Source organism: Oryzomicrobium terrae, from assembly GCF_008274805.1.
Lineage (GTDB): Bacteria > Pseudomonadota > Gammaproteobacteria > Burkholderiales > Rhodocyclaceae > Oryzomicrobium > Oryzomicrobium terrae.
In genome coordinates this window covers 837,199-861,123 of record NZ_CP022579.1, presented here as the reverse complement: position 1 = coordinate 861,123, position 23,925 = coordinate 837,199, and the positions used below count along the sequence as shown (strand labels likewise).

General features: G+C 65.4%; 22 protein-coding genes. 9 read left to right on the top strand and 13 right to left on the bottom strand.

Translation table 11 applies throughout. The features are described from left to right. Nucleotide 1: 1 nt before the first annotated feature. Genes OTERR_RS03940 through OTERR_RS03930 form a run of 3 tightly spaced genes read right to left on the bottom strand, consistent with a single transcriptional unit; the run spans nt 2 to nt 5,597 of the window. Nucleotides 2-3,094 carry an efflux RND transporter permease subunit gene (locus OTERR_RS03940; protein WP_149424931.1) on the bottom strand — a complete coding sequence of 1,031 codons (3,093 nt, stop codon included), beginning with the start codon at nt 3,092-3,094 and terminating at the stop codon, nt 2-4. An 18-nt stretch (nt 3,095-3,112) separates the two neighbouring features. After that, nucleotides 3,113-4,324: an efflux RND transporter periplasmic adaptor subunit gene (locus tag OTERR_RS03935; RefSeq protein WP_187775297.1), complete on the bottom strand. Its 1,212-nt coding sequence runs from the start codon at nt 4,322-4,324 to the stop codon at nt 3,113-3,115. A 13-nt stretch (nt 4,325-4,337) separates the two neighbouring features. Continuing rightward, nucleotides 4,338-5,597, bottom strand: coding sequence for a TolC family protein (locus tag OTERR_RS03930; protein WP_149424929.1), 1,260 nt, complete (start codon nt 5,595-5,597; stop codon nt 4,338-4,340). 316 nt (nt 5,598-5,913) lie between these two features. On the opposite strand from OTERR_RS03930, the gene OTERR_RS03925 reads away from it, so the two are divergent. Both OTERR_RS03925 and OTERR_RS03920 read left to right on the top strand, forming a co-directional pair. Further along, on the top strand, nt 5,914-6,636 hold the full coding sequence (locus OTERR_RS03925; protein WP_149424928.1) for a response regulator: 723 nt from the start codon (nt 5,914-5,916) through the stop codon (nt 6,634-6,636). Beyond that, the gene (locus OTERR_RS03920; protein ID WP_082397195.1) at nt 6,633-8,021 is read left to right on the top strand and encodes a sensor histidine kinase; all 1,389 of its coding nucleotides are present in this window, start codon (nt 6,633-6,635) and stop codon (nt 8,019-8,021) included. Before OTERR_RS03925 ends, OTERR_RS03920 begins: the two co-directional genes overlap by 4 nt. A 79-nt stretch (nt 8,022-8,100) precedes the next feature. Here OTERR_RS03920 and OTERR_RS03915 read toward each other — a convergent pair whose 3' ends face one another. The 8 genes from OTERR_RS03915 to ilvB all read right to left on the bottom strand — a co-directional run bounded on the left by OTERR_RS03915 (nt 8,101) and on the right by ilvB (nt 16,566). Beyond that, the gene (locus tag OTERR_RS03915) at nt 8,101-8,925 is read right to left on the bottom strand and encodes a gamma-glutamyl-gamma-aminobutyrate hydrolase family protein (RefSeq protein ID WP_054621973.1); all 825 of its coding nucleotides are present in this window, start codon (nt 8,923-8,925) and stop codon (nt 8,101-8,103) included. Between the two features lie 10 nt (nt 8,926-8,935). Beyond that, nucleotides 8,936-10,069 (bottom strand): YbdK family carboxylate-amine ligase, encoded by a 1,134-nt coding sequence (locus tag OTERR_RS03910; RefSeq protein ID WP_149424927.1) that lies wholly within the window; start codon nt 10,067-10,069, stop codon nt 8,936-8,938. A 92-nt stretch (nt 10,070-10,161) separates the two neighbouring features. After that, nucleotides 10,162-11,379 carry a cation:proton antiporter gene (locus OTERR_RS03905; RefSeq protein ID WP_149424926.1) on the bottom strand — a complete coding sequence of 406 codons (1,218 nt, stop codon included), beginning with the start codon at nt 11,377-11,379 and terminating at the stop codon, nt 10,162-10,164. Between the two features lie 357 nt (nt 11,380-11,736). Then, a complete protein-coding gene (gene pssA, locus OTERR_RS03900) occupies nt 11,737-12,480 on the bottom strand; it encodes a CDP-diacylglycerol--serine O-phosphatidyltransferase (RefSeq protein ID WP_054621970.1) in 744 nt (247 codons plus the stop codon). A 33-nt stretch (nt 12,481-12,513) separates the two neighbouring features. Continuing rightward, complete coding sequence (locus tag OTERR_RS03895) at nt 12,514-13,164, bottom strand: phosphatidylserine decarboxylase (protein WP_149424925.1); 651 nt, start codon at nt 13,162-13,164, stop codon at nt 12,514-12,516. Nucleotides 13,165-13,261: 97 nt separating this feature from the next. Continuing rightward, nucleotides 13,262-14,278, bottom strand: coding sequence for a ketol-acid reductoisomerase (gene ilvC, locus OTERR_RS03890; RefSeq protein WP_054621968.1), 1,017 nt, complete (start codon nt 14,276-14,278; stop codon nt 13,262-13,264). Between the two features lie 67 nt (nt 14,279-14,345). Then, nucleotides 14,346-14,837, bottom strand: coding sequence for an acetolactate synthase small subunit (gene ilvN, locus OTERR_RS03885; protein WP_054621967.1), 492 nt, complete (start codon nt 14,835-14,837; stop codon nt 14,346-14,348). Between the two features lie 10 nt (nt 14,838-14,847). Then, the gene (gene ilvB / locus OTERR_RS03880; RefSeq protein WP_149424924.1) at nt 14,848-16,566 is read right to left on the bottom strand and encodes a biosynthetic-type acetolactate synthase large subunit; all 1,719 of its coding nucleotides are present in this window, start codon (nt 16,564-16,566) and stop codon (nt 14,848-14,850) included. A 444-nt stretch (nt 16,567-17,010) separates the two neighbouring features. Here ilvB and OTERR_RS03875 point away from each other — a divergent pair, with 444 nt between their 5' ends. The 4 genes from OTERR_RS03875 (at nt 17,011) to OTERR_RS03860 (ending at nt 19,053) form a co-directional block, all read left to right on the top strand. After that, nucleotides 17,011-17,532: an RNA polymerase sigma factor gene (locus tag OTERR_RS03875; protein ID WP_246154321.1), complete on the top strand. Its 522-nt coding sequence runs from the start codon at nt 17,011-17,013 to the stop codon at nt 17,530-17,532. Beyond that, entirely contained in the window at nt 17,529-17,906 is a 378-nt protein-coding gene (locus tag OTERR_RS03870; protein WP_054621964.1) for a DUF3619 family protein, read from the top strand. Before OTERR_RS03875 ends, OTERR_RS03870 begins: the two co-directional genes overlap by 4 nt. Further along, nucleotides 17,876-18,604, top strand: coding sequence for a DUF3106 domain-containing protein (locus OTERR_RS03865; protein ID WP_149424923.1), 729 nt, complete (start codon nt 17,876-17,878; stop codon nt 18,602-18,604). The genes OTERR_RS03870 and OTERR_RS03865 overlap by 31 nt, the downstream gene beginning before the upstream one ends. 74 nt (nt 18,605-18,678) lie before the next feature. Next, a complete protein-coding gene (locus OTERR_RS03860) occupies nt 18,679-19,053 on the top strand; it encodes an RDD family protein (protein ID WP_149424922.1) in 375 nt (124 codons plus the stop codon). A 94-nt stretch (nt 19,054-19,147) separates the two neighbouring features. Here OTERR_RS03860 and lptG read toward each other — a convergent pair whose 3' ends face one another. Both lptG and lptF read right to left on the bottom strand, forming a co-directional pair. Continuing rightward, the gene (lptG, locus tag OTERR_RS03855; protein WP_149424921.1) at nt 19,148-20,230 is read right to left on the bottom strand and encodes an LPS export ABC transporter permease LptG; all 1,083 of its coding nucleotides are present in this window, start codon (nt 20,228-20,230) and stop codon (nt 19,148-19,150) included. After that, nucleotides 20,227-21,306 carry an LPS export ABC transporter permease LptF gene (gene lptF, locus OTERR_RS03850; protein ID WP_149424920.1) on the bottom strand — a complete coding sequence of 360 codons (1,080 nt, stop codon included), beginning with the start codon at nt 21,304-21,306 and terminating at the stop codon, nt 20,227-20,229. Before lptF ends, lptG begins: the two co-directional genes overlap by 4 nt. Before the next feature lie 80 nt (nt 21,307-21,386). Here lptF and OTERR_RS03845 point away from each other — a divergent pair, with 80 nt between their 5' ends. The 3 genes from OTERR_RS03845 to OTERR_RS03835 all read left to right on the top strand — a co-directional run bounded on the left by OTERR_RS03845 (nt 21,387) and on the right by OTERR_RS03835 (nt 23,889). After that, entirely contained in the window at nt 21,387-22,883 is a 1,497-nt protein-coding gene (locus OTERR_RS03845; RefSeq protein ID WP_054621556.1) for a leucyl aminopeptidase, read from the top strand. Between the two features lie 3 nt (nt 22,884-22,886). Next, the gene (locus OTERR_RS03840) at nt 22,887-23,333 is read left to right on the top strand and encodes a DNA polymerase III subunit chi (RefSeq protein ID WP_223115997.1); all 447 of its coding nucleotides are present in this window, start codon (nt 22,887-22,889) and stop codon (nt 23,331-23,333) included. A 73-nt stretch (nt 23,334-23,406) separates the two neighbouring features. Next, nucleotides 23,407-23,889 carry a hypothetical protein gene (locus OTERR_RS03835; protein WP_149424919.1) on the top strand — a complete coding sequence of 161 codons (483 nt, stop codon included), beginning with the start codon at nt 23,407-23,409 and terminating at the stop codon, nt 23,887-23,889. Nucleotides 23,890-23,925: the final 36 nt, after the last annotated feature.

The window sequence follows — 23,925 nt, the reverse complement described above, 5'->3', positions numbered from 1 at the left end:
CTCAGCGGTCGTGATGGCGCCGCTCGGGGAAACGCACCAGGCGCGGGAAGAGCAGCGGCAAAAGCAGCAGGGTGAAGAAGGTGGCGGAAACGATACCGCCGACGATCACCACGGCGAAGGGGCGCTGGGTTTCCGAGCCGATGCCGTGGGAGAGGGCCGCCGGCAAGAGGCCCAGGCCGGCCATCAGGGCGGTCATCAGCACCGGACGCAGACGCGCCACGGCGCCCTCGCGCACCGCCTGGGTAACCGGCAGGCCGTTGCGGATGCCTTCGAGGAACTGTTCGAGCATGATCACCCCGTTCTGCACCGAAATACCGGCCACGGCGATGAAGCCCACCGCCGAGGACACCGACAGGTGCAGCCCGGCCAGAGCCAGGCCGGCGATGCCGCCGATCCAGGTGAAGGGCACCATGAATAGCACCAGTCCGGCGAACTGCATCGAGCGGAAGGCCCAGAAGAGCAGGACGAAGATACCCAGCACCGACAGGGGCACGATCACCGCCAGGCGCTTCAGGGCGCGCTGCTGGTTCTCGAACTGGCCGCCCCAGGTCATCACGTAGCCCTCAGGCAGACGCACCTGGGCCTTCACCTTTTGCTGGGCCTCGGCGACGAAGCTGCCCTGGTCGCGGCCGAGCAGGTTGGCCTTGACCGCCACATAGCGGCCGCCAGCCTCCCGGGAGATACGCGCCGGCCCCTGCTTGACCTCGATATCGGCAATCGACGCCAAGGGGATGGTGCCGCCGTCGGGCAGGGCGACCGGCAGTTCGGCCACGTCATCCACCGCATCTCGGTAGGGCTTGGCCAGACGCACCGTCAAGTCGAAGCGGCGGTCCTGCTCATAGAAGGCGGACACGGCGGTGCCGGCCAGGGCCGTCTGCACCGTGGCGTTTACATCGGCCGCGTTGATGCCGTAACGCGACATGCGGGTACGGTCCAGGGCGATGTCGAGCTCGGTCTGGCCGCTTACCTTGATCGCCGCCACGTCGGTGGCGCCCTGGATGTTGGCCAGGATCGACGCCACCTGGCTGGCCTTGTCCTCCAGGATGTCCAGGTCGGAGCCAAAGATCTTCACCGCGATTTCACCCTTCACGCCGGAAATCGACTCTTCGACGTTGTCCTGGATCACTTGCGAGAAGTTGGTCGGCACGCCGGGGATGGCGGTGATCTTGCGCGTCATGTCGGCGATCAGATCTTCCTTGTCGGCAAAGCGCCACTGGTCGCGGGGCTGCAGGTCGGCAAGGATCTCCAGGTTGTTCGGCCCCTTTGGATCGGTGCCGTCGTCGGGCCGGCCGAGCTGGGTGATGACGTTCTTCACCTCCGGGTAGCTGCGCAGGATGCCACGCACCTCCTGCTCCACCTCCTTGGTCTTTTGCAGGTGGGTCGCCGGCGGCAGGGTGATGGTCAACCAGATGTTGCCCTCGTCGAGCTTGGGCAGAAATTCGCTCCCCAGGCGCGGCACCAGGGCCAGGGCCAGGGCGAGCACCGCCAGGCTGATCAGGGTGAGGCGCCCCGCCTTGGCAGAGAAGCGCTCCAACAGCCGGCCGTAACCGTGCTGCATGCGCTCGATCCACGGGGTGTGCACTTCCTTCAGTTCCCGGTTCTTGACGTAGTACGAGATCAGCGCCGGCACCAGGGTCAGGGTGAGCAGGATCGCCCCGAGAATGGCAAAGGACAGGGTGTAGGTCATGGGCGAGAAGATCTTCCCTTCCACCCGCTCGAAGGTGAAGATCGGCAGGAAGGCGAGAATGATGATCGCCTTGGCGAAGAGGATCGGCCGGCCCATTTCCACGGTGGTGTGCTTGAGGGTGCTCATGCGCCACTGCAGGGTGTTGTGCTGCGGGTTCCCGCCACCGGTGGCGTAGCGCACCATCAGGGCCTCCACCAGCACCACGGCGCCGTCGATGATGATGCCGAAGTCCACCGCCCCGAGGGAGATCAGGTTTGCCGCCACCCCCTTCAAATGCATCATGACGAAGGCCGCCAGCAGCGACAGGGGAATCACCAGGGCGACGATGGCCGCGGCAAACCAGGAGCGCAGGAAGATCACCAGGATGGCGGTGACCAGCACCGCCCCCACCACTAGGTTCTCGCTCACCGTGTGCACCGTGTGGCGCACCAGGTCGGTCCGGTCGTAGATGGGGATGATCTTCACCCCGGGCGGCAGCTTGGCCTGGACGTCGTTGAGGGCCTGCTTGACCTCGGCGGCGACCTTGGTAGCGTTCTGCGCCTTGATCATCTGCACGATGCCCTGGACCACATCGTTGCGCTCATTGAAGGCCACCACCCCGGAGCGGGTGCGCGGGCCGACCTGAACCTCGGCCACGTCGCCCACCAGCACTGGCTTGCCGTCCTTGACCGTCACCGCCACCCGGGCCACGTCCTCGACCCGGGAGAACAGGCCGATGGCGCGCACCACCAGTGCCTCGTCGCCGCGGTGGAGCAGGCCACCGCCGGCATTGGCGTTGTTGTTGGTGAGCGCCTGGGCCACCTGGTCGATGGATACCCCGTAACGGCGCAGGCGCATCGGATCGACCCGCACCTGGTATTCCTTGGGCGCACCGCCAAAGCTGACCACGTCAGCCACTCCGGACACCCGGCGCAGGGCGGGGCGGATCACCCAGTCCTGTAGGGTGCGCACCTGGTAGAGGGGCATGTCGGGGGGCACGTCCAGGGCGTAGCGGAAGATCTCGCCCACGGCGGTGGTGAGCGGCGCCAACTGGGGCTGGGCCCCGGGCGGCAGGTTCACGTTCTGCAGGCGCTCGAGCACCTGCTGACGGGCGAAGTAGTCGTCGGTACGGTCGGCGAAGGTCAGGGTCACCACCGACAGGCCGGTGATCGACACCGAGCGCAGCTGGATCATGCGCGGCACGCCGTTCATCTCTCGCTCGATGGGCAGGGAGATGGAGCGCTCCACCTCCTCCGGCGCCAGGCCGGTGGCCTGGGTGACGATCGACACCTGCACGTCCTGGACGTCGGGGAAGGCCTCGATGGGCACGTTGTCCACGGCATACAGGCCGAAGACGAAGAGCACCCCCACCGCGGCGAGGACGAAGACCCGCTGGGCGAGGGCAAAGGTGATGAGACGTTCCAGCATCGCGTGGCGCCCCGTTCCTTAGTGGCCGGCCAGTTCGGCGTTGAGCAGCACGGCGCCAACGGTGACCACCCGCTCGCCGGCGGACAGGCCCTTGGCCACGGAACTGAATTCGACGCCACGGAAGGCCAGCTGCACCTCGCGCCGCTCGATGGCGCCGGGGGCGGTCTCGACGAACAGGTAAGTGGCCAGTCCTTCGGTCACCAGGGCGGTATTGGGCACCCGGGGCAGCACTTGATCGCTATGGGAGGGCACCACTCGGACGAACATTTCCGGCTTGAGCTTGCGCTCCGGGTTGGGCACCGACAGGCGCACCTGGACGCGGCGCGTCTGGGGGTCGAGCACGTCGGCCACCGCCGTGACCTTGCCGGTGAAGTGTTCGTTGGGCCAGGCATCGACCAGCAGCACCACCTCTTCGCCGGCATGGACCTTGGCCAGATCCTTCTCGGGCAGGTCGGCCAGGGCCCACAGCCGGGTCGGATCGCTCACCACGTACAGGGGGTCGGTCGAATCGGGCCGGGCTTCCAGCCCCGGGCTGACCCGACGCTCGGTAATCACCCCGGCGCGGGGCGACTGCAGCGCCTGGCCGCCACCGTTTTTGGCGGTGCTGCCCAGCCAGCGCAGCCGGGTGCCGGCCCGGGCCGCTTCGGCCTCGGCGGCGCGGTAATCGTTCTCCGCCGCTTCCAGGTCCTTCTTGGCCAGCACCTCGGCGGCGTACAAGTCCTTGCTTCGCTCGAAGGCCGCCGTCTTGGCGCGCAGATCGGCCTGGGCGCGGGTCAGGTCGGCCACATCGGGCACGTCGACCCGGGCCAGGGGCGCGCCGACCGCCACCTTGTCGCCCACCTGGGCCAGGGGCTGGACGATGCGCAGGGCCACCGGGGCGAACACCCGGGCGGTGACGTCGTCGTCGTAGGTCAGGCGGCCGGGGATCGGCTCGATCAGGGGCACGGGCTCGGCCTTGACCGGTTCGATGCGCAGGTACGACAGCTGCGGGGCTCCCGGCGGGAAGGTCAGGGTGCGGTGCCCTTCGGCGGACGGCTGGGGCACCGGCGCCGCCACGGGCTGCGGCGCGGCGTTGCCGCCATGGCTGTTCCACCAGACGCCCAGGCCACCGGCCACCAGCACCAAGGCGCCGCCGAGCAGCCACAGGCGACGCGCAGGAGCGGCGCGGCGCGCGGCCGGGGGGGACGTTGCGGCATCGCCGCTTTGGGAACGCTGATCCTTGCTGTCCATAACCTCGAAATCCTTACGGTTGGGTGCCGGAGGCGGTAGCCGCGGCGGCGGGTGCATTACGCCCGGCTTCCGCAGCGCCCTGCCCCAGGGCGGCCCGGTAAGCCGCCAGGGCCCGGGCGTGGTCGTTACGCGCTTGCAGCACATCCTGCTGCGACTGGCGCAGGGTGCGCCGCGCATCGAGCAGGTCGATCAGGCCGGCGGCACCGCGTTTGTAGGCATATTCAGCCGCCTTGGCGACCCGCTCCGCATCCGGCAGCAGGGCCGCTTCGGCCGCGCTGCGCCGGGCTTCGGCGCTGAGGGCGGCAGCCCGGGCGGTATTCACCTCACCCAGGGCGGTGGCCTCGATACGGGCCTGGTCTTCCCGGGCGGCCGACAGGTCGGCTTCGGCCCGGGCGATCTCGCCCTCGTAGGAGTAGCGCAGGAACAGCGGCACGCTGACCCCGACGCCGTAGCTGTTGAGGGGCGGGTTGGTGACGTTGTGCTCGAACTGCACGCCGACGGTGACATCGCGGGTGCGCAGCGAACGGGCCAGCTCCCGGGCCTGCTCGGCGGCCTCGCTCCGGGCGCGGGCGGCGGCCACGTCGGGGCGGGCGGCCAGGGTGGCGGCATCCGCCGTCGGCAGGGGCTGACCGAGTGGCGGCCAGTCGTCGGCGGTACGCAGTTGGGCCGCCTCGGCATCGCGGCCGATCAGATAGGCCAGGGCCACCTGGGCGGCCGCCCGGTCGGCTTCGGCCTGGCGCCGATCGTTCTCGGCCTTGACGGCTTCCACCGAGAAGCGCGCCAGTTCGGAGCGGGCGATGTCGCCCGCCTTGAGGCGGCGTTCGGAGGCGGTCACGCCCTCACGGTAGAGCTGGGCGGTTTCGCTCAGCACCTGCAGGCGACTTTCAGCCAGCTTGAGGTCGTAATAGGCGCCGATCAGGGTCTGGTATTGCTGTCGCGCCACGTCGTCGGCCAGGCGGCGAGTGGCTTCGAGTTGAGCTTCGGCCACCTTGGTGCGCAGTTCACGCTTGTTGCCGCGCTCCACCAGCTGTTCCAGGCGGAACACCGAATCCATGCGCTTGTTGCGCAGACTGCCGGCACCGACCCCCTCCCAGGGGCTGACGGAACCGACGTTGACCGACAGCTGGGGGTTGGGCGCCTGGCCGGCGGTGATGCGATCGGCATCGGCGCCGCTCACGGCGATGCGCGACAGGCGCAACTCGCGGCTGTGCTCCTGCCACAGACGGCGGGCGTCGGCGAGACTCAGGGCCAGGCGCGGTTCCTGAACGGCCATGCTGTCCGCGGCCCACGCCGTGCCGGACCAGAGCGCACTCGGCAGAGCGGATGCCAGCAGCACGAACAGCAGCGGCGACAACCAGCGTGACAAACGGGGGGGGACGGCCAGGCGGTGCGGCAGAGGAGGATTCACAACGGGGGGTATCCGGTGACAGGCTTTAAGGCAGGGTGGTATGGTAGGGAGGGTCGCTGACCCAGTGCTGACCCCTGCCGAAGCACGGTCGACCTGTGCGAAACTGCCGTCCTGTCGGCATTCCGCGAGGATACCGCCGTCGCCGATTCTGTCCTGTATCTTCCTCACGCTTGCTCCCGTCATGCGCCTACTGCTTGTAGAAGACGATTGCCTGTTGGCCGATGGCCTCACCCAAGCCCTCAAATCCGCCGGTTTCGTGGTGGACTGGGTGAAAAACGGCCGTGACGCCGATCGCTGGCTGACCGACCAGGAGTACGAGCTGGCCATCCTCGACCTGGGTCTGCCCGGGCTGGACGGCGCCGCCGTCCTGGCCCGCCTGCGCGAACGCCGCCAGCGCACCCCGGTACTGATCCTATCGGCCCGGGAAGCCCTGGAAGAACGGGTCAAGATGCTCGACCTAGGAGCCGACGACTACCTGGTCAAACCGGTGGCCCTGACCGAGTTGGTGGCCCGCATCCGCGCCCTGATCCGCCGCGGCCGCGCCGCGCCGGAACCGGAGCTGCGCCTGGGCCGGTTGCGCCTCGACACCGTCGGCCGCCGTGCCTTCGTCGGCGAGGCCCCCCTGGAGCTGACCGCCCGGGAGTGGGCGGCCCTAGAATTCCTCGCCAGCCGGGCCGGGCGCATCGTCAGCAAAGAGCAGATCATGCAATCCTTGTACGGCTGGGACGAGGATATCACTCCCAATGCGGTGGAAAAGTTCATTTCCCGCCTGCGTACCAAGCTTGATCCCGAGGGCATCCCCATCCGCACCGTGCGTGGCCTCGGCTACTACTTGGAAAAGCCGAGCGAAACCGGCGACCCCGAAAGCACCACCGTTTCACCGGACCTCGACCCGGCGTCATGAAGCGTCCCGCCAGCCTGCGGGGTCTGCTGCTGCGCTGGCTGCTGCCGGCCACGGTGCTGTTTTCCGGCGCCGCGGCCCTTACCGCGTACGGCATCGCGTTCACCAGCGCCTCCCACGCCTACGACCGGGCCCTGCTCGATACCGCCCTGGCCCTGTCCGAACAGGTGCGGGTATTCGAAGGTCAGCCCTACGTCACCCTGACCCGCCAGGCCCAACAAATCCTGCTCACCGACCGCTACGACCGGGTGTTCTACGAGGTGGTCGGCCCGGGGGGCGAATTCGTCTCGGGCCACCGCGGCCTCCCCCGCCCCACCGACCCGATGGTCGAGGATGACCGCGTCTATTACGACGGCTGGTACGGTGGCGAGCAAGTACGGGTGGCCGCCCTGGCCTTGACCAAGGACGGCATCCCGGTACTGGTGCTGGCGGCCGAAACCGACACCAAGCGCGGCAGCCTGGCCCGGGAAATTCTGCTCGGCATGTTGTTGCCGGTGGGGGCCCTGCTGCTGATGACCCTGGGTTTTGTCTGGTATGGCATCCGTGCCGGCCTGCGCCCCCTGGAGGCCCTGCGTGAAGAACTGGCGCAACGCTCGCACCATGACCTGCGCCCGGTGGAAACCCCGGTACCGGTGGAATTGCAGCCGGTGATCAACGAGGTCAACCAACTGCTCGCCCGCCTCGATCTGTCCCTGGCCTCCCAGCGCAGCTTCGTCTCCGACGCCGCCCACCAGTTGCGCACCCCGATCGCCGCCCTGCAGGCCCAGGTGGAACTGGCCCTGGACGAGGGCAACCCGGAGACCCGGCGGCGCCAGCTCGACCAGATCCGGGTGGCCACCGCCCGCCTGTCCCACCTCGCCCACCAACTGCTCGCCCTGGCCCGGGCCGAGCCGGGCGGGCTCTCGACCAGCGAACCCCTGTCCCTGCCCGACATTGCCCACCAGTGCGCCGAAATCTGGCTGCCGGCGGCACTGAAAAAGGGCATCGACCTCGGGTTCGAACTGGAGCCGGCCACCGTGCAGGGCTCACCCCTGCTGCTGCAGGAACTGCTCGGCAATCTGGTGGACAACGCCATCCGCTACACCCCGGGCGGCGGCACCGTCACCGTGCGCTGCGGCGTGATCGATGGCCAGGCGTTCCTCGGCGTGGACGACGACGGCCCCGGCGTGGCGCCGGCGGACCGGGAGGCCGTGTTCAACCGCTTCCACCGGGTCGCCGGGAGCCCCGGCGACGGCTGCGGCCTGGGCCTGGCCATCGTCCGCGAGATCGCCCGGCAGCACGGGGGCGACGTCCGTCTGGGCGATGCACCGGGGGGCGGCGCACGCTTCACCGTCGTCTTGCCCCTGGCGCCCTCCACCGCCCTACCCCGCGAAACCCCGCGCCCCTAGGGCATCTCCACGATGCCATGCTGGAGCGCCTTTATTGGCGAGCCTTTCCAGCCATACCCTCTGAAACTCCGCGCCCCGCCTAGGGTTTAGCCCCCTCCCCCAAGCGTTCCGGGTCGCCGCCTGCGGCGGCCGCGAGAAAATCGAGCAGGATCGGACCGTTGTCGAGCAAGTCCGGCGCGGCGGCGTGGAATTCCGGGTGCCACTGGAAGCCGGCCACGTAGCCGGCCCCCTTCCAGCGGATGGCTTCGACGATGCCGTCGTCGGGACAACGGGCCTCCACCACCAGATCGTTGCCGAGGCGGTTGACCGCCTGGTGATGGATGCTGTTCACCCGCCCCTGGGTCTGCCCGCCATAGAGCGCGGCCAGACGCGATTCGGGCATGATTTCAACGGTGTGGGCGAGGCGGTCGTAGAGTCCCGCGTCAACGTGGTCCCGGGCCCCCGGATGCTGCAGGCCGATGTCCTGATACAGGGTGCCGCCCATGGCCACGTTGATCAGCTGACAGCCGCGGCAGATGCCCAGCACCGGTTTGCCCTGGATGATGAATTCCCAGAGCAGTTCGATCTCGTACAGGTCGCGCACCCGGTCGCCCGGCCACAGCGGCGAAATGGGATCCTCACCGTAGCTGATCGGGCTGACGTCGGTGCCGCCCTGCAGCACCAACCCGTCCAGGGCGGCCACGACCTTGGCCACCGAGATGCCGCGCCGCGCCAGGCCGCCGCCCGCCTCCAGGGTCGGCACCATCAGGGCGACGGCACCCCGGGACATGACCCAATGGGCGATCGACTGCTCCAGGTATTGCAGGGTCTTGCCGGGAAAGCCCAGTTCCGCCGGCGGCTGATGCATCAGCCGGGCCGACAAACCGATGCGCAGGGCCCGGTCGGTGGCTGGCGAATGGCTCATGACGCCGCCCTCAGCGCCAGCGCAGGCACTGCTGGCGCACCATCTCCGGCAGTTGGCCTTCATGCTCCAGCACCCGGCGCAGCCAGGTGGCGTCGTTCTCGCCGCTCTCGGCCACCTGGCGGGCCTCACGGCAGGCTTGCTCGGCCTTGAGTTCCATGGCGTGGGTTTCCAGGGCCGCCAGAGTGGCCAGGATGTCGTCGCGCACGGTGCGGTGTTCGCCGCTCTTGGGGTCCACGAAGGTGCCCTCCAGGCCGAAGCGACAGGCCTGGAAGCGGTTGAAGGTGTAGACCAGGTAGTCGTCCTCGGCGGGACGGAAGGGTTTTTCGATCATCAGGTAGCGGGCCACGCACTGGATGTAGGCGGCCAGCATGGCGGCGCGCTCGATCGACAGGGGCGTGTCCATCACCCGGACCTCGATGGTGCCGTACTCGGGCTTGGGGCGAATGTCCCAGTAGAAGTCCTTCATGCTCGCCACCACCCGGGTGTCGGCCATCTTGGCGAAGAAGGTGGAAAACTCATCCCAGGTCAGCACGAAGGGCGCCCGGCCGCTCAGGGGAAAGGCGAACACCGAGTTGAGGCGGGCCGAATGAAAGCCGGTGTCGTGGCCCTGGACGAAGGGCGACGAGGCCGACAGGGCGATGAAGTGGGGGATGTAGCGGGACAGCCCGTGGAGCAGCACCAGGGCCTCGTCCGGCCCCGGGCAGCCGATGTGCACGTGCTGGCCGAAGACGGTGAACTGCTTGGCCAGGTAGCCGTACAACTCGGAAATCTGGTGGAAGCGGGGCGTATCGAAAATGCGCCGCTCGCTCCAGTCCTGAAAGGCGTGGGTACCGCCGCCGCACAGCCCCACGTTGAGCTTGCGTGCCGCCGCCACCAGTCCGTCGCGCAGAGTGCCCAGCTCGGCGAGCACCTGGCTATGGTCGGCGCAGATGCCGGTGGCGATCTCGATCATGCTGGCGGTGATTTCCGGCTTGATGTCGCCGGCCACCCCTTGTTGCTTGATCACCCGCAGCAGATCCTCGGCGCAGGGCGCCAGATCGTAGTCGTGGGTATTGACGATCTGCAACTCCAGTTCGACCCCCAGGGTCAGGGGTCGCGATTGGGCGAAACAGCCCAAGGCATTGGCAGCGTCGCTGGCGCTCATGGCGTTCTCCTCGAAGCGGCGGGGCGTGGACGATGGCGGCGAAGTGAAACGGTCGGGCGGGCCGAAGCTGGTAGCAGATCAAGCACCGGAACTCAGCGCCGCACTTCACCGGCCAGACGCAGGGACCACTGGGTGGCAATGGGCCCGAGCAGTTCCATCACCGCCATGGCCGACAGCAGCACTGGCGCCAGGGCCGCCCCCAGGTCCGGATGACTGACGCGAAAATCGAGCACCAGGGCCAAGGCCACGGCCGAGAAGGGGCTCAACGCCACTCCCAGAGCGAGACATTGGCGCAGCCCCAGGCCGCTCGGCCGGGCAAACAGGGAAACCCCGACCACCTTGGCCAGCACCCGCACCCCCACCAGGGCCAGGCCGGCCAGCCCGCCGGCAAAGAAATCCTCCCAACGCAGGTTGGCGCCGCCGAGCACGAACAGCAGCAGCACCAACACGCCGCCGGCGGTACCGAAGTGGCGCGGCCACAGCCACGGCCGGGGATCGACGTTCTTGAGCAGGATGCCGGCCAACAGCGGCGCCAGCACTGCCGGCAGGCCGAGCAGATGCAGGGCCGCAAAGGTCAGCAGCAACAGGCCGAACAGCACGGCGGCCCCGGGTTCCTCGCGCAAATCCAGGGCCCGGGTCAGGCGGTGCACCGCCCAGGCGAGCAGGGCTGCCATCAGCAGCGAGCCGGAAATCAGGTAGAGGGTGGTGAGCAAGGCCCGGCCGCCGTCGTGGAAGGTATCGAAGCCCCACCAACCGGCCAGGAACTTCATCGCCAGCACGGCGTAGATGGCATTGAGCGCGGTCAGCACATAGAGACGCTCGGTGACCTGGCCCTGGGAGCGGATCTCGGCGGTGACCTGCATCACCACCGCCGGGGAAGTGGACATGGCGATCAAGCCGGCCGCGACAGCCGCCGGCGCCGGCACCCCAAACCAGACCAGGCCGGCCTGGACGGCCACGGCGGTGAGCCCGGCCTCGGCCAGGCTGGTGGCGAACAGCCAGGGATTGGCGCGCAACCAGGCCAGGCGCACCCGGCTCCCCAGTTCGAAGAGCAGGATGCCCAGGGCGATGTCGGTGACGATGTTTTGGGCAGCACTGTCGAGGGGATTGGCCTCCGCCAGACCCGAGGTTCCCATCAGAATGCCGATCAAGGCATAGCCAGTGATGCGCGGCAGGCGCAGCCAGCGGAAGACGAATTCGCCGGCGAGCCCGGCAAAGACCAGGGTCAGGGCAAACAGGATGACCGGATCGGGGGCCTCGAACCAGGCCAGGCCGTCGGCCAGCAGGGGGGACAAGAAAGTGCCGTTCATGACCTCTCCTCCTTGAACAGGTGACGGAAGGGCGAACCTTCCGGCCCCAGGCAGCAGGGCGATTGTCAGGTGGGAGCCGGCAGGCTGGAGCGCATGAAAACGCTCGGGAACGGCACACTGAGATGCCGCAGAAGCCCGCCGGCAAGCCGGTACGGCATATGGCCCTCGCCCATGCCCGGGCAAGGGGGCAATGGCAGGGCCGTGCCGGTCCGGCAGCGGGTGATACGGAGGCGGCGAGGCCGCCCAGGATTTACAGGATACGCAGGGTGTGGAGCATCCGCCGCTGCGCTGGGGACAAACGCGGGTAAGTGAAACAGCGCACAGCAGGCATGCCCAGGCACACCCGCCGCGGCACGGTCAGCGCCGGATTAGGCGCCCGCAGGCGAGCACGTAGCCCGACAGCGCATAGACGACGAAGAGGGCGAACAGCACTCCCGGAGGATAGCTTGAGACCAGGACAAAACCCAGGGCAATGGCGGCGATGACGATGAACGGCACGCTCTTGCGCAGGTTGATGTCCTTGAAGCTGTAGTAGCGGAAGTTGGAGATCATGGTCAGGCCGGCAAAGGCGGTAATGACCAAGGCCACCCAGCGCAGGCTGGCCGGATCAACGCCGATGTCGATCATCAGCCAGACAAAGCCCGCCACCAGGGCCGCCGCCGCCGGCGAGGGCAGCCCCTGGAAGTAGCGCTTGTCGATCACTTCCAGGGTGGTGTTGAAGCGGGCCAGGCGCAGGGCGGCGCCGACGCAATAGACGAAGGCGGCGATCCAGCCCCACTTGCCCAGGGGGCGCAGCGCCCACTCATAGGCCACCAGCGCCGGAGCGACGCCGAAGGAGACCATGTCGGAGAGGGAGTCGTACTCGGCGCCGAAAGCGCTCTGGGTGCGGGTCAGGCGCGCCACCCGGCCATCCAGCCCATCCAGCACCATGGCGATGAAGATGGCCATGGACGCCTGTTCGAATTGGCCGTTCATGGCCTGGACGATGGCGTAGAAGCCGGCGAACAGCGCGGCAGTGGTAAACAGGTTGGGGAGGACGTAGATACCGCGGCGCTTCAGCTCGGGATTGAAGAGCGTCTTGCGCGGTTTGATGTCAGGCATGGATCTTATACGGCGGTGCTGACCGGCGACCGGTCAGGCCAGCTCTGCGAGAACGGTGGAGGAAGCATACACTTTTTCGCCGATGACCGCCTTCACCCGGGCGTCCAGGGGCAGGTAGACATCGACCCGGGAGCCGAAACGGATGAAGCCGTAACGCTCGCCGCGGGCAAGGGTCTTGCCGCTATCCACGTAGTTGAGAATGCGCCGCGCCACCAGGCCGGCCACCTGTACGCAGGTCACGTCCTGGCCAGTCTTGGTACGAATGTGCAGGGCGCAGCGTTCGTTTTCCACCGAGGCCTTGTCCAGGGCGGCGTTCACGAACGCGCCCGGGTTATACCACTTGCGCTGCACGTCGCCATCCACCGGGCTGCGGTTGGAATGGACGTTGAAGACGTTCATGAACACGGAGACTTTGAGGGCTTCCCGGTTCAGGTAGGGGTCCTGCACCTTTTCCACCGCCACGATGCGGCCGTCGGCGGGCGCCACCACGGTCTTGCTGTTGTCGCCGCCGGCGATGGCACGGGCGGGATCACGGAAGAACTGGAGGACGAAGAGCGACAGGATCCACAGCGGGATCGCCCAGGCAAAACCGGCAAAAACGGTGGCCACCACGGAAATGATGACGATGCCGGCAAGGAAGGGCCAACCTTCACGGGCGATGAGGGGGTGGGGGTAGTTGTTCATTTCAATATCCACAAAAACGAATTGGGCGGGTCGCTGCCGACGCCGCCCAAGGCAAGGGCGCCGCCAGGATACATCCTGGCGGCGCGATGCCCGTTGATCAGTTCTTGGACTGGTCGACGAGCTTGTTCTTCTTGATCCACGGCATCATGTCGCGCAGCTTCTCACCAACCTGCTCGATCGGATGCTCGGCGGTGAGACGACGGCGAGCCGTCATGCTCGGGTAGTTGGTCTTGCCTTCCTGAATGAACATCTTGGCGTACTCGCCGGTCTGGATGCGCTTCAGGGCTTCGCGCATGGCGTAGCGGGACTCTTCGTTGATGACCTCGGGGCCGGTCACGTACTCGCCATACTCCGCGTTGTTGGAGATGGAGTAGTTCATGTTGGCAATGCCGCCTTCGTACATCAGGTCCACGATCAGCTTCAGTTCGTGCAGACACTCGAAGTAGGCCATTTCGGGCGCGTAGCCGGCTTCCACCAGGGTTTCGAAGCCCATCTTGACCAATTCCACGGCGCCACCACAGAGCACGGCCTGTTCGCCGAACAGGTCGGTTTCGGTCTCTTCGCGGAAGTTGGTCTCAATCACGCCACCCTTGGTGCCGCCGTTGGCAGCGGCGTAAGACAGAGCGATGTCCTTGGCCTTCTTGGAAACGTCCTGATACACGGCGATCAGGGACGGCACACCGCCGCCCTTGAGGTACTCGGAGCGCACGGTATGGCCGGGGCCCTTGGGGGCGACCATGATCACGTCCAGGTCGGCACGGGGCACCACCTGGTTGTAATGCACGTTGAAGCCGTGGGCGAAGGCCAGGGCGGCACCCTTCTTGATGTTCGGCTCGACTTCGCTGTAGTACACGGCGGGGATGTTCTCGTCCGGCAGGAGGATCATCACCACGTCGGCGCCCTTGACGGCCTTGGCGATCTCTTCGACCTTGAGGCCGGCCTTCTCGGCCTTGGCCCAGGAAGCACCGCCCTTGCGCAGGCCAACGGTGACCTTGACGCCGGAATCCTTCAGGTTCTGGGCGTGAGCGTGGCCCTGGGAACCGTAACCCACGATGGTGACCTTCTTGCCCTTGATCAGGGAAAGGTCGGCGTCCTTGTCGTAATAGACTTTCATATCAACCCCTTGGCGAGATGAAGACCAGCCGGTGCAGCTGGCCGGAGATTTGGCGAATAAAGCGCAATCAAACTTTCAGAATCCGGTCGCCGCGGCCGATGCCGCAAACGCCGGTACGTACCGTCTCGAGAATGAGGCCGTGGTCGAGGGCCTCGATGAAGGCGTCGAGCTTGGAGCTCGCCCCCGTCAGTTCGATGACATAGGTGGATTCGGTGACGTCGATGATGCGGCCACGGAAGATATCCGCCATCCGCTTCATTTCCTCACGGTCCTTGCCGGTGGCCCGGACCTTGATGAGCATCAGCTCGCGCTCGATATGCGCGGCCTCGGACAGATCCACCACTTTCACCACGTCCACCAGCTTGTTGAGCTGCTTGGTGATCTGTTCGAGTACGTCGTCCGAACCGGACGTGACGATGGTCATGCGCGACAGGGACGGATCTTCCGTCGGCGCCACCGTCAGGGATTCGATGTTGTAGGCCCGGGCGGAGAACAGCCCAGCCACCCGGGACAGGGCCCCGGCTTCGTTTTCCAGCAGGATGGAAATGATGTGTCGCATGGGGTTCCCCTTACAGGTCTTCGGCCAGGATCATTTCCGACAGGCCCTTGCCCGCGGCGATCATGGGGAACACGTTGGCGGTCTGGTCGGTCAGCACGTCGAGGAAGACGAAGTCGTTCTTGTGCTTGTCGGAGAAGGCTAACTCCATGGCCGGCATCAGGTCTTCCGGCCGCTCAACGCGCAGGCCGACGTGGCCATAGGCCTCGGCCAGCTTGACGAAGTCGGGCAGTGAATCCATGTAGGACTCGGAGTAGCGGCTGCCGTGGAACATCTCCTGCCACTGGCGGACCATGCCCAGATAGCGGTTATTGAGGTTCACCACCTTGATCGGCAGGCGGAACTGCTTGCACGTCGACAGTTCCTGAATGTTCATCTGGATCGACGCCTCGCCGGTGACACAGGCCACCGTGGCCCCCGGATGGGCGAAGGAAACGCCCATAGCGTAGGGCAGGCCCACGCCCATGGTGCCCAGGCCACCGGAGTTGATCCAGCGCCGCGGTTGGTCGAACTTGTAGTACTGGGCCGCCCACATCTGGTGCTGGCCCACGTCGGAGGTGACGAAGGCCTCACCCCGGGTGACCTGATGCAGAGCCTGGATCACCGACTGGGGCATGATCGCAGCACCGTTCGGCTTGTAGCTCATGCAGTCCCGGGCGCGCCATTCGGCGATGGTTTTCCACCACTCGGCCACAGCCGGGTCGGTCTTGGCACCAGCCTTGTCCTGCTCGTCGAGAAGCTTGTGCAACTCATCGAGCACATCGGGCACATTGCCGACGATGGGGACATCCACCTTGACCCGCTTCGAGATCGACGAGGGGTCGATGTCGATGTGCACGATCTTGCGCGGCACCTGGGAAAAGTGCGCCGGATTGCCGATCACCCGATCGTCGAAACGGGCGCCGACAGCGAGCAGCACGTCACAGTGCTGCATCGCCATGTTGGCTTCGTAGGTGCCGTGCATGCCGAGCATGCCCAGATTCTGGGCATCGGAAGCCGGGAAGGAGCCCAACCCCATCAGGGTCTGGGTCACTGGGAAACCGAGGCGTTTGGCCAGGGACGTCAGCTTGGCCGCAGAATCGGACAGGATCACCCCGCCGCCCACGTAGATCATCGGCCGCTTGGCTTCGAGCAGCAATTGCGCTGCCTTCTTGATCTGCCCCAGATGGCCTTTGACAATCGGATTGTAGGAGCGCATCTGCACCGACTTCGGATACTCGAACTCGGCACTCTGGGCCGTGATGTCCTTGGGGATATCCACCAACACCGGGCCGGGACGGCCGGTACGGGCCAGATAGAAGGCCTTCTTGATGGTATCGGCGATGTCGCGCACGTCCTTGACCAGGAAATTGTGCTTGACGCAGGGCCGGGTGATACCGACGGTATCCACTTCCTGGAAGGCATCCAGACCGATCGCCGCAGTAGGCACCTGACCGGAGATGATCACCAGGGGGATCGAATCCATATAGGCCGTGGCAATGCCGGTCACGGCATTGGTCGCACCCGGGCCCGAGGTCACCAGGGCCACGCCGACCTTCTGGGACGAGCGTGAATAGGCATCGGCCGCATGTACCGCAGCCTGCTCGTGGCGCACCAGAATGTGCTTGACCTGATCCTGCTGGAACAGGGCGTCATAGAGGTGAAGCACCGCGCCGCCGGGATAGCCGAACACATGCTCGACCTTTTCTTCCTGGAGGCACCTGATTACAATTTCCGCGCCGGTGATTTGCATTGCCTTACCCTGAGTGCCTGTTGCCTGTGTTCTATATGCCATGCGAGCCGGGAATCCGATTCACCCGTCGCGCGCAGCCTGCCTTGCGGACCAGCAACCACAACGCCCGCGCAACGGACGGTTTGATGGAGCTGGTCGCCGCCCGGCTGCTGCCAACAAGCGAGCACAGTCCGGGCGGGAAGAGAAAACGAGCATTTTGTCCGCAGCAGGCATGCCACGCCGCGTGCAACATTCGTCTCATCCATCCGCCCCTGCACAGATGCGCTCGGCAAGGGCGGAAAAGTCCGCTAAATTACTGACTCCCCCGCGATTGGTCAAGGCTTAAGGGGGGAGCCCCGGGCCTCGCCGCAAGCCTCCGCGCGACCAATCTGCCCCACCGCCTTCCGTCCCACTTCGAGGTATCTTCTGGCCACCCCACAGGAACTGTCCGACTTTCTCGCTTCGGTGGAGCGCCGGGCCTTCAAGCAGGCCCTGTTCGGCACCCAGAATGAGGAAACGGCCCTCGACCTCGTTCAGGACGCCATGCTTAAACTGGCGGAAAGTTACGGCGACCGCCCCGCGGAAGAGCTGCCTATGCTCTTCCAACGCATTCTGCAGAACGGCATCCGCGATTATTTCCGTCGCTCCAAGGTACGCAACACTTGGACCACCCTGCTGTCGTCCCTGGCGCCCGACGACGAAGGCAGTGACCCCTTGGAAACCATGGGTGGCAATAGCGGGGCGAACACCCAGGAAACCCCCGAAAGCCGCTTCACCCAAGGCCAGGTCATCGCCGCCATCGAAGCTGAATTGGCCAAGCTACCGCCACGTCAACGGGAAGCCTTCCTCATGCGTTACTGGGAGGAGTTAGATGTTGCCGAAACCGCCGCCGCCATGGGCTGCTCCGAAGGAAGCGTCAAAACCCACTGTTCCCGCGCCACCCATACCCTGGCGGCCGCTCTCAAGGCCAAAGGAATCACCTTATGAATGAAACACAATTTGCCCGTCGCGTCGCCCAGACGCTGGACGGCGGGCTGCGCCAATTCGACCCTACCACCGCCTCCCGCTTGAGCGCTATGCGCCACCAAGCCCTTGCCCGGCAAAAGCGGGTCACCGTACAAGCGAGCCGGCTCGCCGGCTTGGCTGGCGTATTCAACGACAACAAGGCACAGCTCGCCCCCTGGCTAGCCGCCCTGGTGTTGCTGCTCGTCCTGGCCACCGGTTTCTACTGGCAGGCCCAGAACTCCCTAAGCGACCTGGAAGACGTGGACAGCGCCCTGCTGGCCGACGACCTGCCCGTTAGCGCCTACCTCGACAAGGGTTTCGACGCATGGCTTCACGGCAGTTCAAGCGAGCAGTAATCGGCGCCTGTATCGCCGCCGGCGTGGCCGGCCTGGTGACATGGGGAATCCGACACAAGGAAGCAGTACCTCCTGTGCCGCAAAGCGTACCGGCCGTGACTAATGCCTCGCCGGCGGCGGGTGTTGTCACCCCCAGCCAACCCACCTGGGGGCAGCTCAGCGCGGAGCAGCACCGTATCCTGGCGCCGCTGGTCAACGAATGGGACGCGATGGAGAACGTGCGGCGTAAAAAATGGCTCGGCATTGCCGAACGCTATGCACGTATGAGCACCAAAGAGCAAGAACGCGTCCAGGCCCGGATGCGCGAGTGGGTGGAACTCACCCCCCAGCAACGACGGGACGCCCGCAACAAGTTCGCCTCGCTCAGCCGCCTCCCTCCTGAAAAAAGGGAAGCGGTGCTGCAAAAATGGCAGGAATATGAAAACCTGCCGGAAGAAGAAAAAGAACGCCTGACCCAAGCCGCCAAGGCTAAACAGGCCAGCACAGCCAAAAGTAATTCCGCTCTTCCGCGTCGCCCAGGCAGCACCAGCACTCCGCCACGCATCGCTTCGCCAGCCCCTCAAGCGAGCCCGCCCGCAACGGAAGCGCCCCCTCCCCCCACCGCCCCCCCCAATACTGAGCCAGCACCGCCCCCCGCCGCCGCCCAAGAAGGTTCGGTAAAATCGTTCCGAAATTTACTTTCGCCCTACACTCCTTGACCCACACTTACCAGCCCCGCGCGTCTCAAAACCCCCACCATCCGCCCGCGGCACTCTCTCGCAGACTGCTGGCGATGGCCTATGAAAGCCTGTTGCTGGCAGGCGTACTTGCCGTAGGCTTCATCACCCCCCACCTACTGGTTGGCGCCCTGCTGCACCGCGTCGCCAGCCCTGGCCTCCTCTGGGCGCACCTGTTCCTCTTGCTAGCACTTTACTTCCTGTGGTTCTGGCTGCATGGCGGCCAAACCCTGGCCATGAAGACGTGGCGCGTACGGCTTGAAGACAACCGGGGATACCCGGTGACACCATTTCAGGCTCTAATTCGCTATCTCGCAGCGTGGCCAAGCACCCTTCTCATTGTTGGGCTACTCTGGAGCCTGATCGACCGGGACCGCCAATTTCTCCATGACCGCCTGGCCGGCACACGCGTTGTAGCCCTGCCACGCTAGCTACTTGCGACAAACAGAAGCCCATGAAAAAGCGCCCGGTTGGGCGCTTTTTCATGGGCTTTTGCCGTGTTAAGTGCGATGTACGGCCGACGGGTTAGCGCCGCTCCACCCACCACAGCATGCCGGCAGCCGCCAGCATAAACAGGATTGCCGGAGCGAAAGCACTTGCCAGCGGAGACCAGCTATTAATCACCCCCAAGCTGGAAAAGAGGCCGTTCAGCATATGGAAAAACACCCCGAGCATGACTCCACCGAACAACTTCAGCGCCACCCCACTCACCCGGCTATGGGTGTAACCGAAGGGTAAGGCCAGCGCCACCATCACCAGCGACGCAAACGGATAAGCCAGCTTTTTCCATAGCGCGATCTGGTATTGGTCGGTACGCAAGCCGTTCTCGGCCTGATGGCGAATGTACGTCACCAAGCTCATTACCGACATTCGGTCCGGCTTGATCAGCAGTACAGCGAGGATTTCTGGCGATAGGGCCGAACGCCAAAGCATCGAAGGCAGCTTCTCGACCGAGGCGCGCCCATTGCTAAAACGAGTGCTGACCACCTCATCGAGGCGCCAGTTGGCTTCCTCATTGGCCCCATCCAAATGCTCACCATGAGCCGCATCGCTGACGGCAAGCAAATTCAAATCGGCGTCAAACCGGTAAATCCGCACTCCGCGAAGGGTACCGTCAGGCATGACTTGTTTCACATTGACGAAGCTCGGGCCATCCTTGACCCATAATCCGGAGCGAAAATCCTGCGCAACCACGCCGCTGATCGACTTGACTCTCAGGGTCTGGGCAGCCTGTTCCGCCGCGGGGGCAACGAACTCACCGATGAGAAAGGCCGCCAAGGCGAACCATCCGGCTGCACGGAACAGGATCAGCAGCAATTTCCAGGTCGACAGCCCCGAAGCCCGCAACACGGTGATTTCGGAGTGACGCGCCAGGGTCGACAAGGCATAGAGAGTGCCGATCAACACTGCCACCGGCATCAATTCATACACCCGCCCAGGCAGGATGAGCAGCGTATACAGCACCGCCTGAGTCAGGCGATAGCTGCCCTTACCCACATCCCGCAATTCACCCAGTAGATCGAAAAACCCGAAGAGCGCGATAAACCCGGCCAGAATCAGCAAACTGGCGGCTATCACTTCGCGCTGCAAATGGCGGCGATGGATCATGAGCGGAAGCGCAGCAAGGGTTTAACCGCAATACGCTGGTAGAACAGCACCGGAATGAACGCCGCCATCCCGCCGTGCAATAGCAACAGGGCAGGCAGCAGATCGATCTTGCCCTGGGCGACCCAGGCTTGCACGACCGAGTTCAGGTTGAGATAAATGGCAAAGGTGAGCAATGCCAGCAACAGGTTGCCTGACCGCCCGGAGCGAGGATTGACGTAGCCTAGCGGGATGGCCAAGAAGGCCAGCACCGCCATGGACAAGGGCTGGGAAAGGCGCCAAAACAGCTCGGCATCGTTGGCAGCGCTGCGTTGACGCAGCAAATCGGTGATGAATGCCCGCGACGGCGTCTGTTCAACACCTCGGGACTCGCCAGTCTCCACTCTTACAGCGTAGCGCTCAAAATCCAGGATACGGGCATCGGCCGCCCCCGGCTCCACGTCATAACGGCGGCCATTCTCCAGCACCACGAAACGATCACCGTTGGGCGCATATTCCTGCCGCCCCTGGCGGGCCACCACCACTCCCTGGCGGCCGTGCTGCAGAGAGGCAACGAATACCTGGCCAATACTGGACTCGTTTGCCCCGAGGGATTCGACGAACACTACGGTGCTGCCCGAACGTATTTCACGGAACGCCCCCGGGGAGACCTGTTCAGCCTCCTGTCGCTCCGATACTTTTTGCCGATAATCCGCACTCTGAGCCAGAGACCAAGGAGTAAGAAAAATGGCAGTAACTGCTACCAGAACCACCAGTGGCACCGCAAAGGAAAGCACCGGTCGAATCCATCCAACCAGGGAATGCCCGGAAGAAAACCACACCACCATCTCGGAATCGCGATAACTGCGCGAAACTGCCATCAACACGGCGATGAAGACCGTCAGCGACAACAGTACGTGGAGGTAGGAAAGCGCGCCAAAGCCCATCAGCGCGGCAACCGCAGAAGGCGCAACCTGCCCCCCTGCCGCCTGCCCGAGGAGACGGATCAGCTGGGTGGTGATGAGAATCGCGAAGAGCGCCACGAAAATGGCTGCCGCGTTCTGACCGAACTCACGCCGGGCGGCGCGCGCGAACACCATGCTTTGACTTTTGCGGAGAAAGGTGGCGATAATGAATTTTTCGCCGGATTTGTGAAAATTCGCCCCGTAAGGAGCAGGTCATGGAATTTAGCATAAAAAGCGGCAGCCCGGAAAAACAGCGCAGCGCCTGTGTGGTGGTCGGTGTTTTCGAACCCCGCAAGCTGACGCTTCCTGCCGAACTCATTGACAATGCGGCCCGCGGCTACCTGTCGGACATCATTCGTCGGGGCGACATGGAGGGCAAGCTCGGTTCCACCCTCCTTCTACACAATGTCCCTGGAACCCTGTGCGACCGCGTACTGTTAGTGGGCCTCGGCAAGGAAAAGGAATTCCGCGAGAAGGAATACTGCTCCGCACTGCGCGCCGCCGTTAAAACCCTCAACGAGACCGGTTCCTTCGACGGCGTGGTGTTTCTCACCGAAACCGGCGTCAAGCGCCGCGACGTCGGTTGGCGCATCCGCCAGGCCACCCTGGTGGCCCAGGAAACCGTCTATCGCTTCGACCGCTTCAAGAGCAAGAAGGACGACGTCCGCCGCCCGCTACGCAAGCTGACCTTTGCCGTCGAGCGGCGCAACGAACTGACGCCCGCCGAAGAAGCCCTGGCCCAAGGCCTGGCTATTGCCGAGGGGGTGTCCTACGCCAAGAACCTGGGCAACATGCCCGGCAATGTGTGCACCCCCACTTACCTGGCCGAGCAGGCCTTGGAAATGGCCAAAGAGCTTGGCCTGGACTGCCAAGTACTGGAACGTAGCGATCTGGAAGCCTTGGGTATGGGGGCGTTCCTGTCCGTAGCCAAGGGCAGTCACCAGCCGCCCAAGTTCATCGTGCTCCAGCACAAAGGGGCGGATGCCAGCCAGAAGCCCATCGTCCTGGTTGGCAAGGGTGTCACATTCGACACCGGCGGCATTTCGCTCAAGCCCGGGGCGGAAATGGATGAGATGAAGTACGACATGTGCGGCGCCGCCAGCGTGCTCGGCACCATCCGTGCCACCGCCATGATGAAGCTGCCGGTCAATCTGGTCGTGCTCGTCCCCACCACCGAAAACATGCCCGGCGGAGCCGCCACCAAGCCCGGCGACATCGTCACGTCCCTGTCCGGCCAGACCATCGAGGTTCTCAACACCGACGCCGAAGGCCGCCTGATCCTGTGTGACGCCCTAACCTACGCCGAGCGCTACGAGCCCGAAGTGGTGGTGGACGTGGCCACCCTCACCGGCGCCTGCGTCATCGCCCTGGGACATATCGCCACCGGCCTTTTCTCGAACAACGAGACCCTGGCGCGGGAACTGCTCACCGCCGGTGAGGAGGCTTTCGACCGTGCCTGGCACATGCCGCTGTGGGACGACTATCAGGAACAACTGAAGAGCCCCTTCGCCGACATGGCCAACATCGGCGGCCGCCCCGGTGGTGCCATCACAGCCGCCTGCTTCCTGTCCCGTTTCACCAAGAAATACGACTGGGCGCACCTGGATATCGCCGGCACCGCCTGGAAGTCCGGCGCCGACAAAGGCGGCACTGGCCGGCCAGTGCCCATGCTCGCCCATTTCCTGCTCAAGCGGGCCGGCAAGATCGACTGACCCATGGCCATGCCTCGGGTGGATTTCTACCACAACGCCCCAGATCGCCTGGCGGTGGCGGTGAAGCTTGCGCACAAGAGCTTCGCCAATCGCCTGGCACTGGTGGTGATTGCGCCCGAGGAACGCCAGGCACAGGCCTTCGACCGGCAGCTGTGGTCCCTGCCGCCCCTCGCTTTCACCCCCCATTGCCGCGCCGAATCCCCTCTGGCGAGCGAAACCCCGATCATCATCGCCCGCCACCTGGGCGAATTGCCGGCCCACCTGCGCGCCTCCCTGCTGCTCAACCTGGGGCAGGCGGTACCGGAAGGGTACGAACGTTTCGAGCGTATCCTGGAAATCATCGGCCAGGATGCCGACGAGCGGCTGCCGGGGCGCGAACGGGTAGGCCACTACAAGCAGGCTGGTTGCACGGTGAACTTCCACGATCTGGGGCAGCAGCGGGCAAACTAACGCCCAACCCAAACCTCGGCTGCCGGGCATCCCGGCACCTCCCCCCCGCTCCCTCCGATTCCACTATCGCCCCGTGACGCTGATTCCGCCCCCTCCCCCGCCCGGCAATGGCGACGGCAATGCGCCGAAGCGACGCCGCTTTCTCGCTGCGGCGCCCTCAGTTCCGCTGCCGGAAGCGGCCAACGAGCCGCACCGCGCCCCTGCCCCGGCGGTGGATGACGACTTCCCCCTGCTCACCGAAGTGGTGAGCCCCGCTCCGGCCAAGCCCAAGGCCGAAGCCCTCTCCGTTCCGCGACAACTCCCACCGCACCTCGCCGAGACGGCCGCCCCCGCCCCACTGACCTCGTTGGCCACCCCGCTGTCCGCCGACCTGGCCCGGGCCCTTGAGGCACGCCTGGCAGATGCTCTGCCACAAATCATCGAGGCAGCCCAGGACGCCGCCCTGGCCGTCCTCCACCAACGCATCGAGCTGGCCACCCAGGCGGCCATCGAGGGCGCCCTCGCCGATCTGTTGCGCGCCGCTCCGCCCCTGCCCAACGATCCGCAGCCCACCTGACCCTCACGCCAGCACTGTCGCCCGCCAGGTCGATGG

What these genes read in the sequence shown, in the direction of transcription:
- OTERR_RS03840 (WP_223115997.1), top strand. Translation starts at nt 22,887, where the DNA reads ATGGCCATGCCTCGGGTGGATTTCTACCACAACGCCCCAGATCGCCTG.
- OTERR_RS03925 (WP_149424928.1), top strand. Translation starts at nt 5,914, where the DNA reads ATGCGCCTACTGCTTGTAGAAGACGATTGCCTGTTGGCCGATGGCCTC.
- OTERR_RS03895 (WP_149424925.1), bottom strand. Translation starts at nt 13,164, where the DNA reads ATGAACAACTACCCCCACCCCCTCATCGCCCGTGAAGGTTGGCCCTTC.
- ilvC (WP_054621968.1), bottom strand. Translation starts at nt 14,278, where the DNA reads ATGAAAGTCTATTACGACAAGGACGCCGACCTTTCCCTGATCAAGGGC.
- ilvN (WP_054621967.1), bottom strand. Translation starts at nt 14,837, where the DNA reads ATGCGACACATCATTTCCATCCTGCTGGAAAACGAAGCCGGGGCCCTG.
- lptG (WP_149424921.1), bottom strand. Translation starts at nt 20,230, where the DNA reads ATGATCCATCGCCGCCATTTGCAGCGCGAAGTGATAGCCGCCAGTTTG.
- OTERR_RS03930 (WP_149424929.1), bottom strand. Translation starts at nt 5,597, where the DNA reads ATGGCCGTTCAGGAACCGCGCCTGGCCCTGAGTCTCGCCGACGCCCGC.
- OTERR_RS03870 (WP_054621964.1), top strand. Translation starts at nt 17,529, where the DNA reads ATGAATGAAACACAATTTGCCCGTCGCGTCGCCCAGACGCTGGACGGC.
- pssA (WP_054621970.1), bottom strand. Translation starts at nt 12,480, where the DNA reads ATGCCTGACATCAAACCGCGCAAGACGCTCTTCAATCCCGAGCTGAAG.
- OTERR_RS03860 (WP_149424922.1), top strand. Translation starts at nt 18,679, where the DNA reads ATGGCCTATGAAAGCCTGTTGCTGGCAGGCGTACTTGCCGTAGGCTTC.
- OTERR_RS03935 (WP_187775297.1), bottom strand. Translation starts at nt 4,324, where the DNA reads ATGGACAGCAAGGATCAGCGTTCCCAAAGCGGCGATGCCGCAACGTCC.
- OTERR_RS03915 (WP_054621973.1), bottom strand. Translation starts at nt 8,925, where the DNA reads ATGAGCCATTCGCCAGCCACCGACCGGGCCCTGCGCATCGGTTTGTCG.
- lptF (WP_149424920.1), bottom strand. Translation starts at nt 21,306, where the DNA reads ATGGTGTTCGCGCGCGCCGCCCGGCGTGAGTTCGGTCAGAACGCGGCA.
- OTERR_RS03940 (WP_149424931.1), bottom strand. Translation starts at nt 3,094, where the DNA reads ATGCTGGAACGTCTCATCACCTTTGCCCTCGCCCAGCGGGTCTTCGTC.
- OTERR_RS03920 (WP_082397195.1), top strand. Translation starts at nt 6,633, where the DNA reads ATGAAGCGTCCCGCCAGCCTGCGGGGTCTGCTGCTGCGCTGGCTGCTG.
- OTERR_RS03845 (WP_054621556.1), top strand. Translation starts at nt 21,387, where the DNA reads ATGGAATTTAGCATAAAAAGCGGCAGCCCGGAAAAACAGCGCAGCGCC.
- OTERR_RS03910 (WP_149424927.1), bottom strand. Translation starts at nt 10,069, where the DNA reads ATGAGCGCCAGCGACGCTGCCAATGCCTTGGGCTGTTTCGCCCAATCG.
- OTERR_RS03905 (WP_149424926.1), bottom strand. Translation starts at nt 11,379, where the DNA reads ATGAACGGCACTTTCTTGTCCCCCCTGCTGGCCGACGGCCTGGCCTGG.
- ilvB (WP_149424924.1), bottom strand. Translation starts at nt 16,566, where the DNA reads ATGCAAATCACCGGCGCGGAAATTGTAATCAGGTGCCTCCAGGAAGAA.
- OTERR_RS03865 (WP_149424923.1), top strand. Translation starts at nt 17,876, where the DNA reads ATGGCTTCACGGCAGTTCAAGCGAGCAGTAATCGGCGCCTGTATCGCC.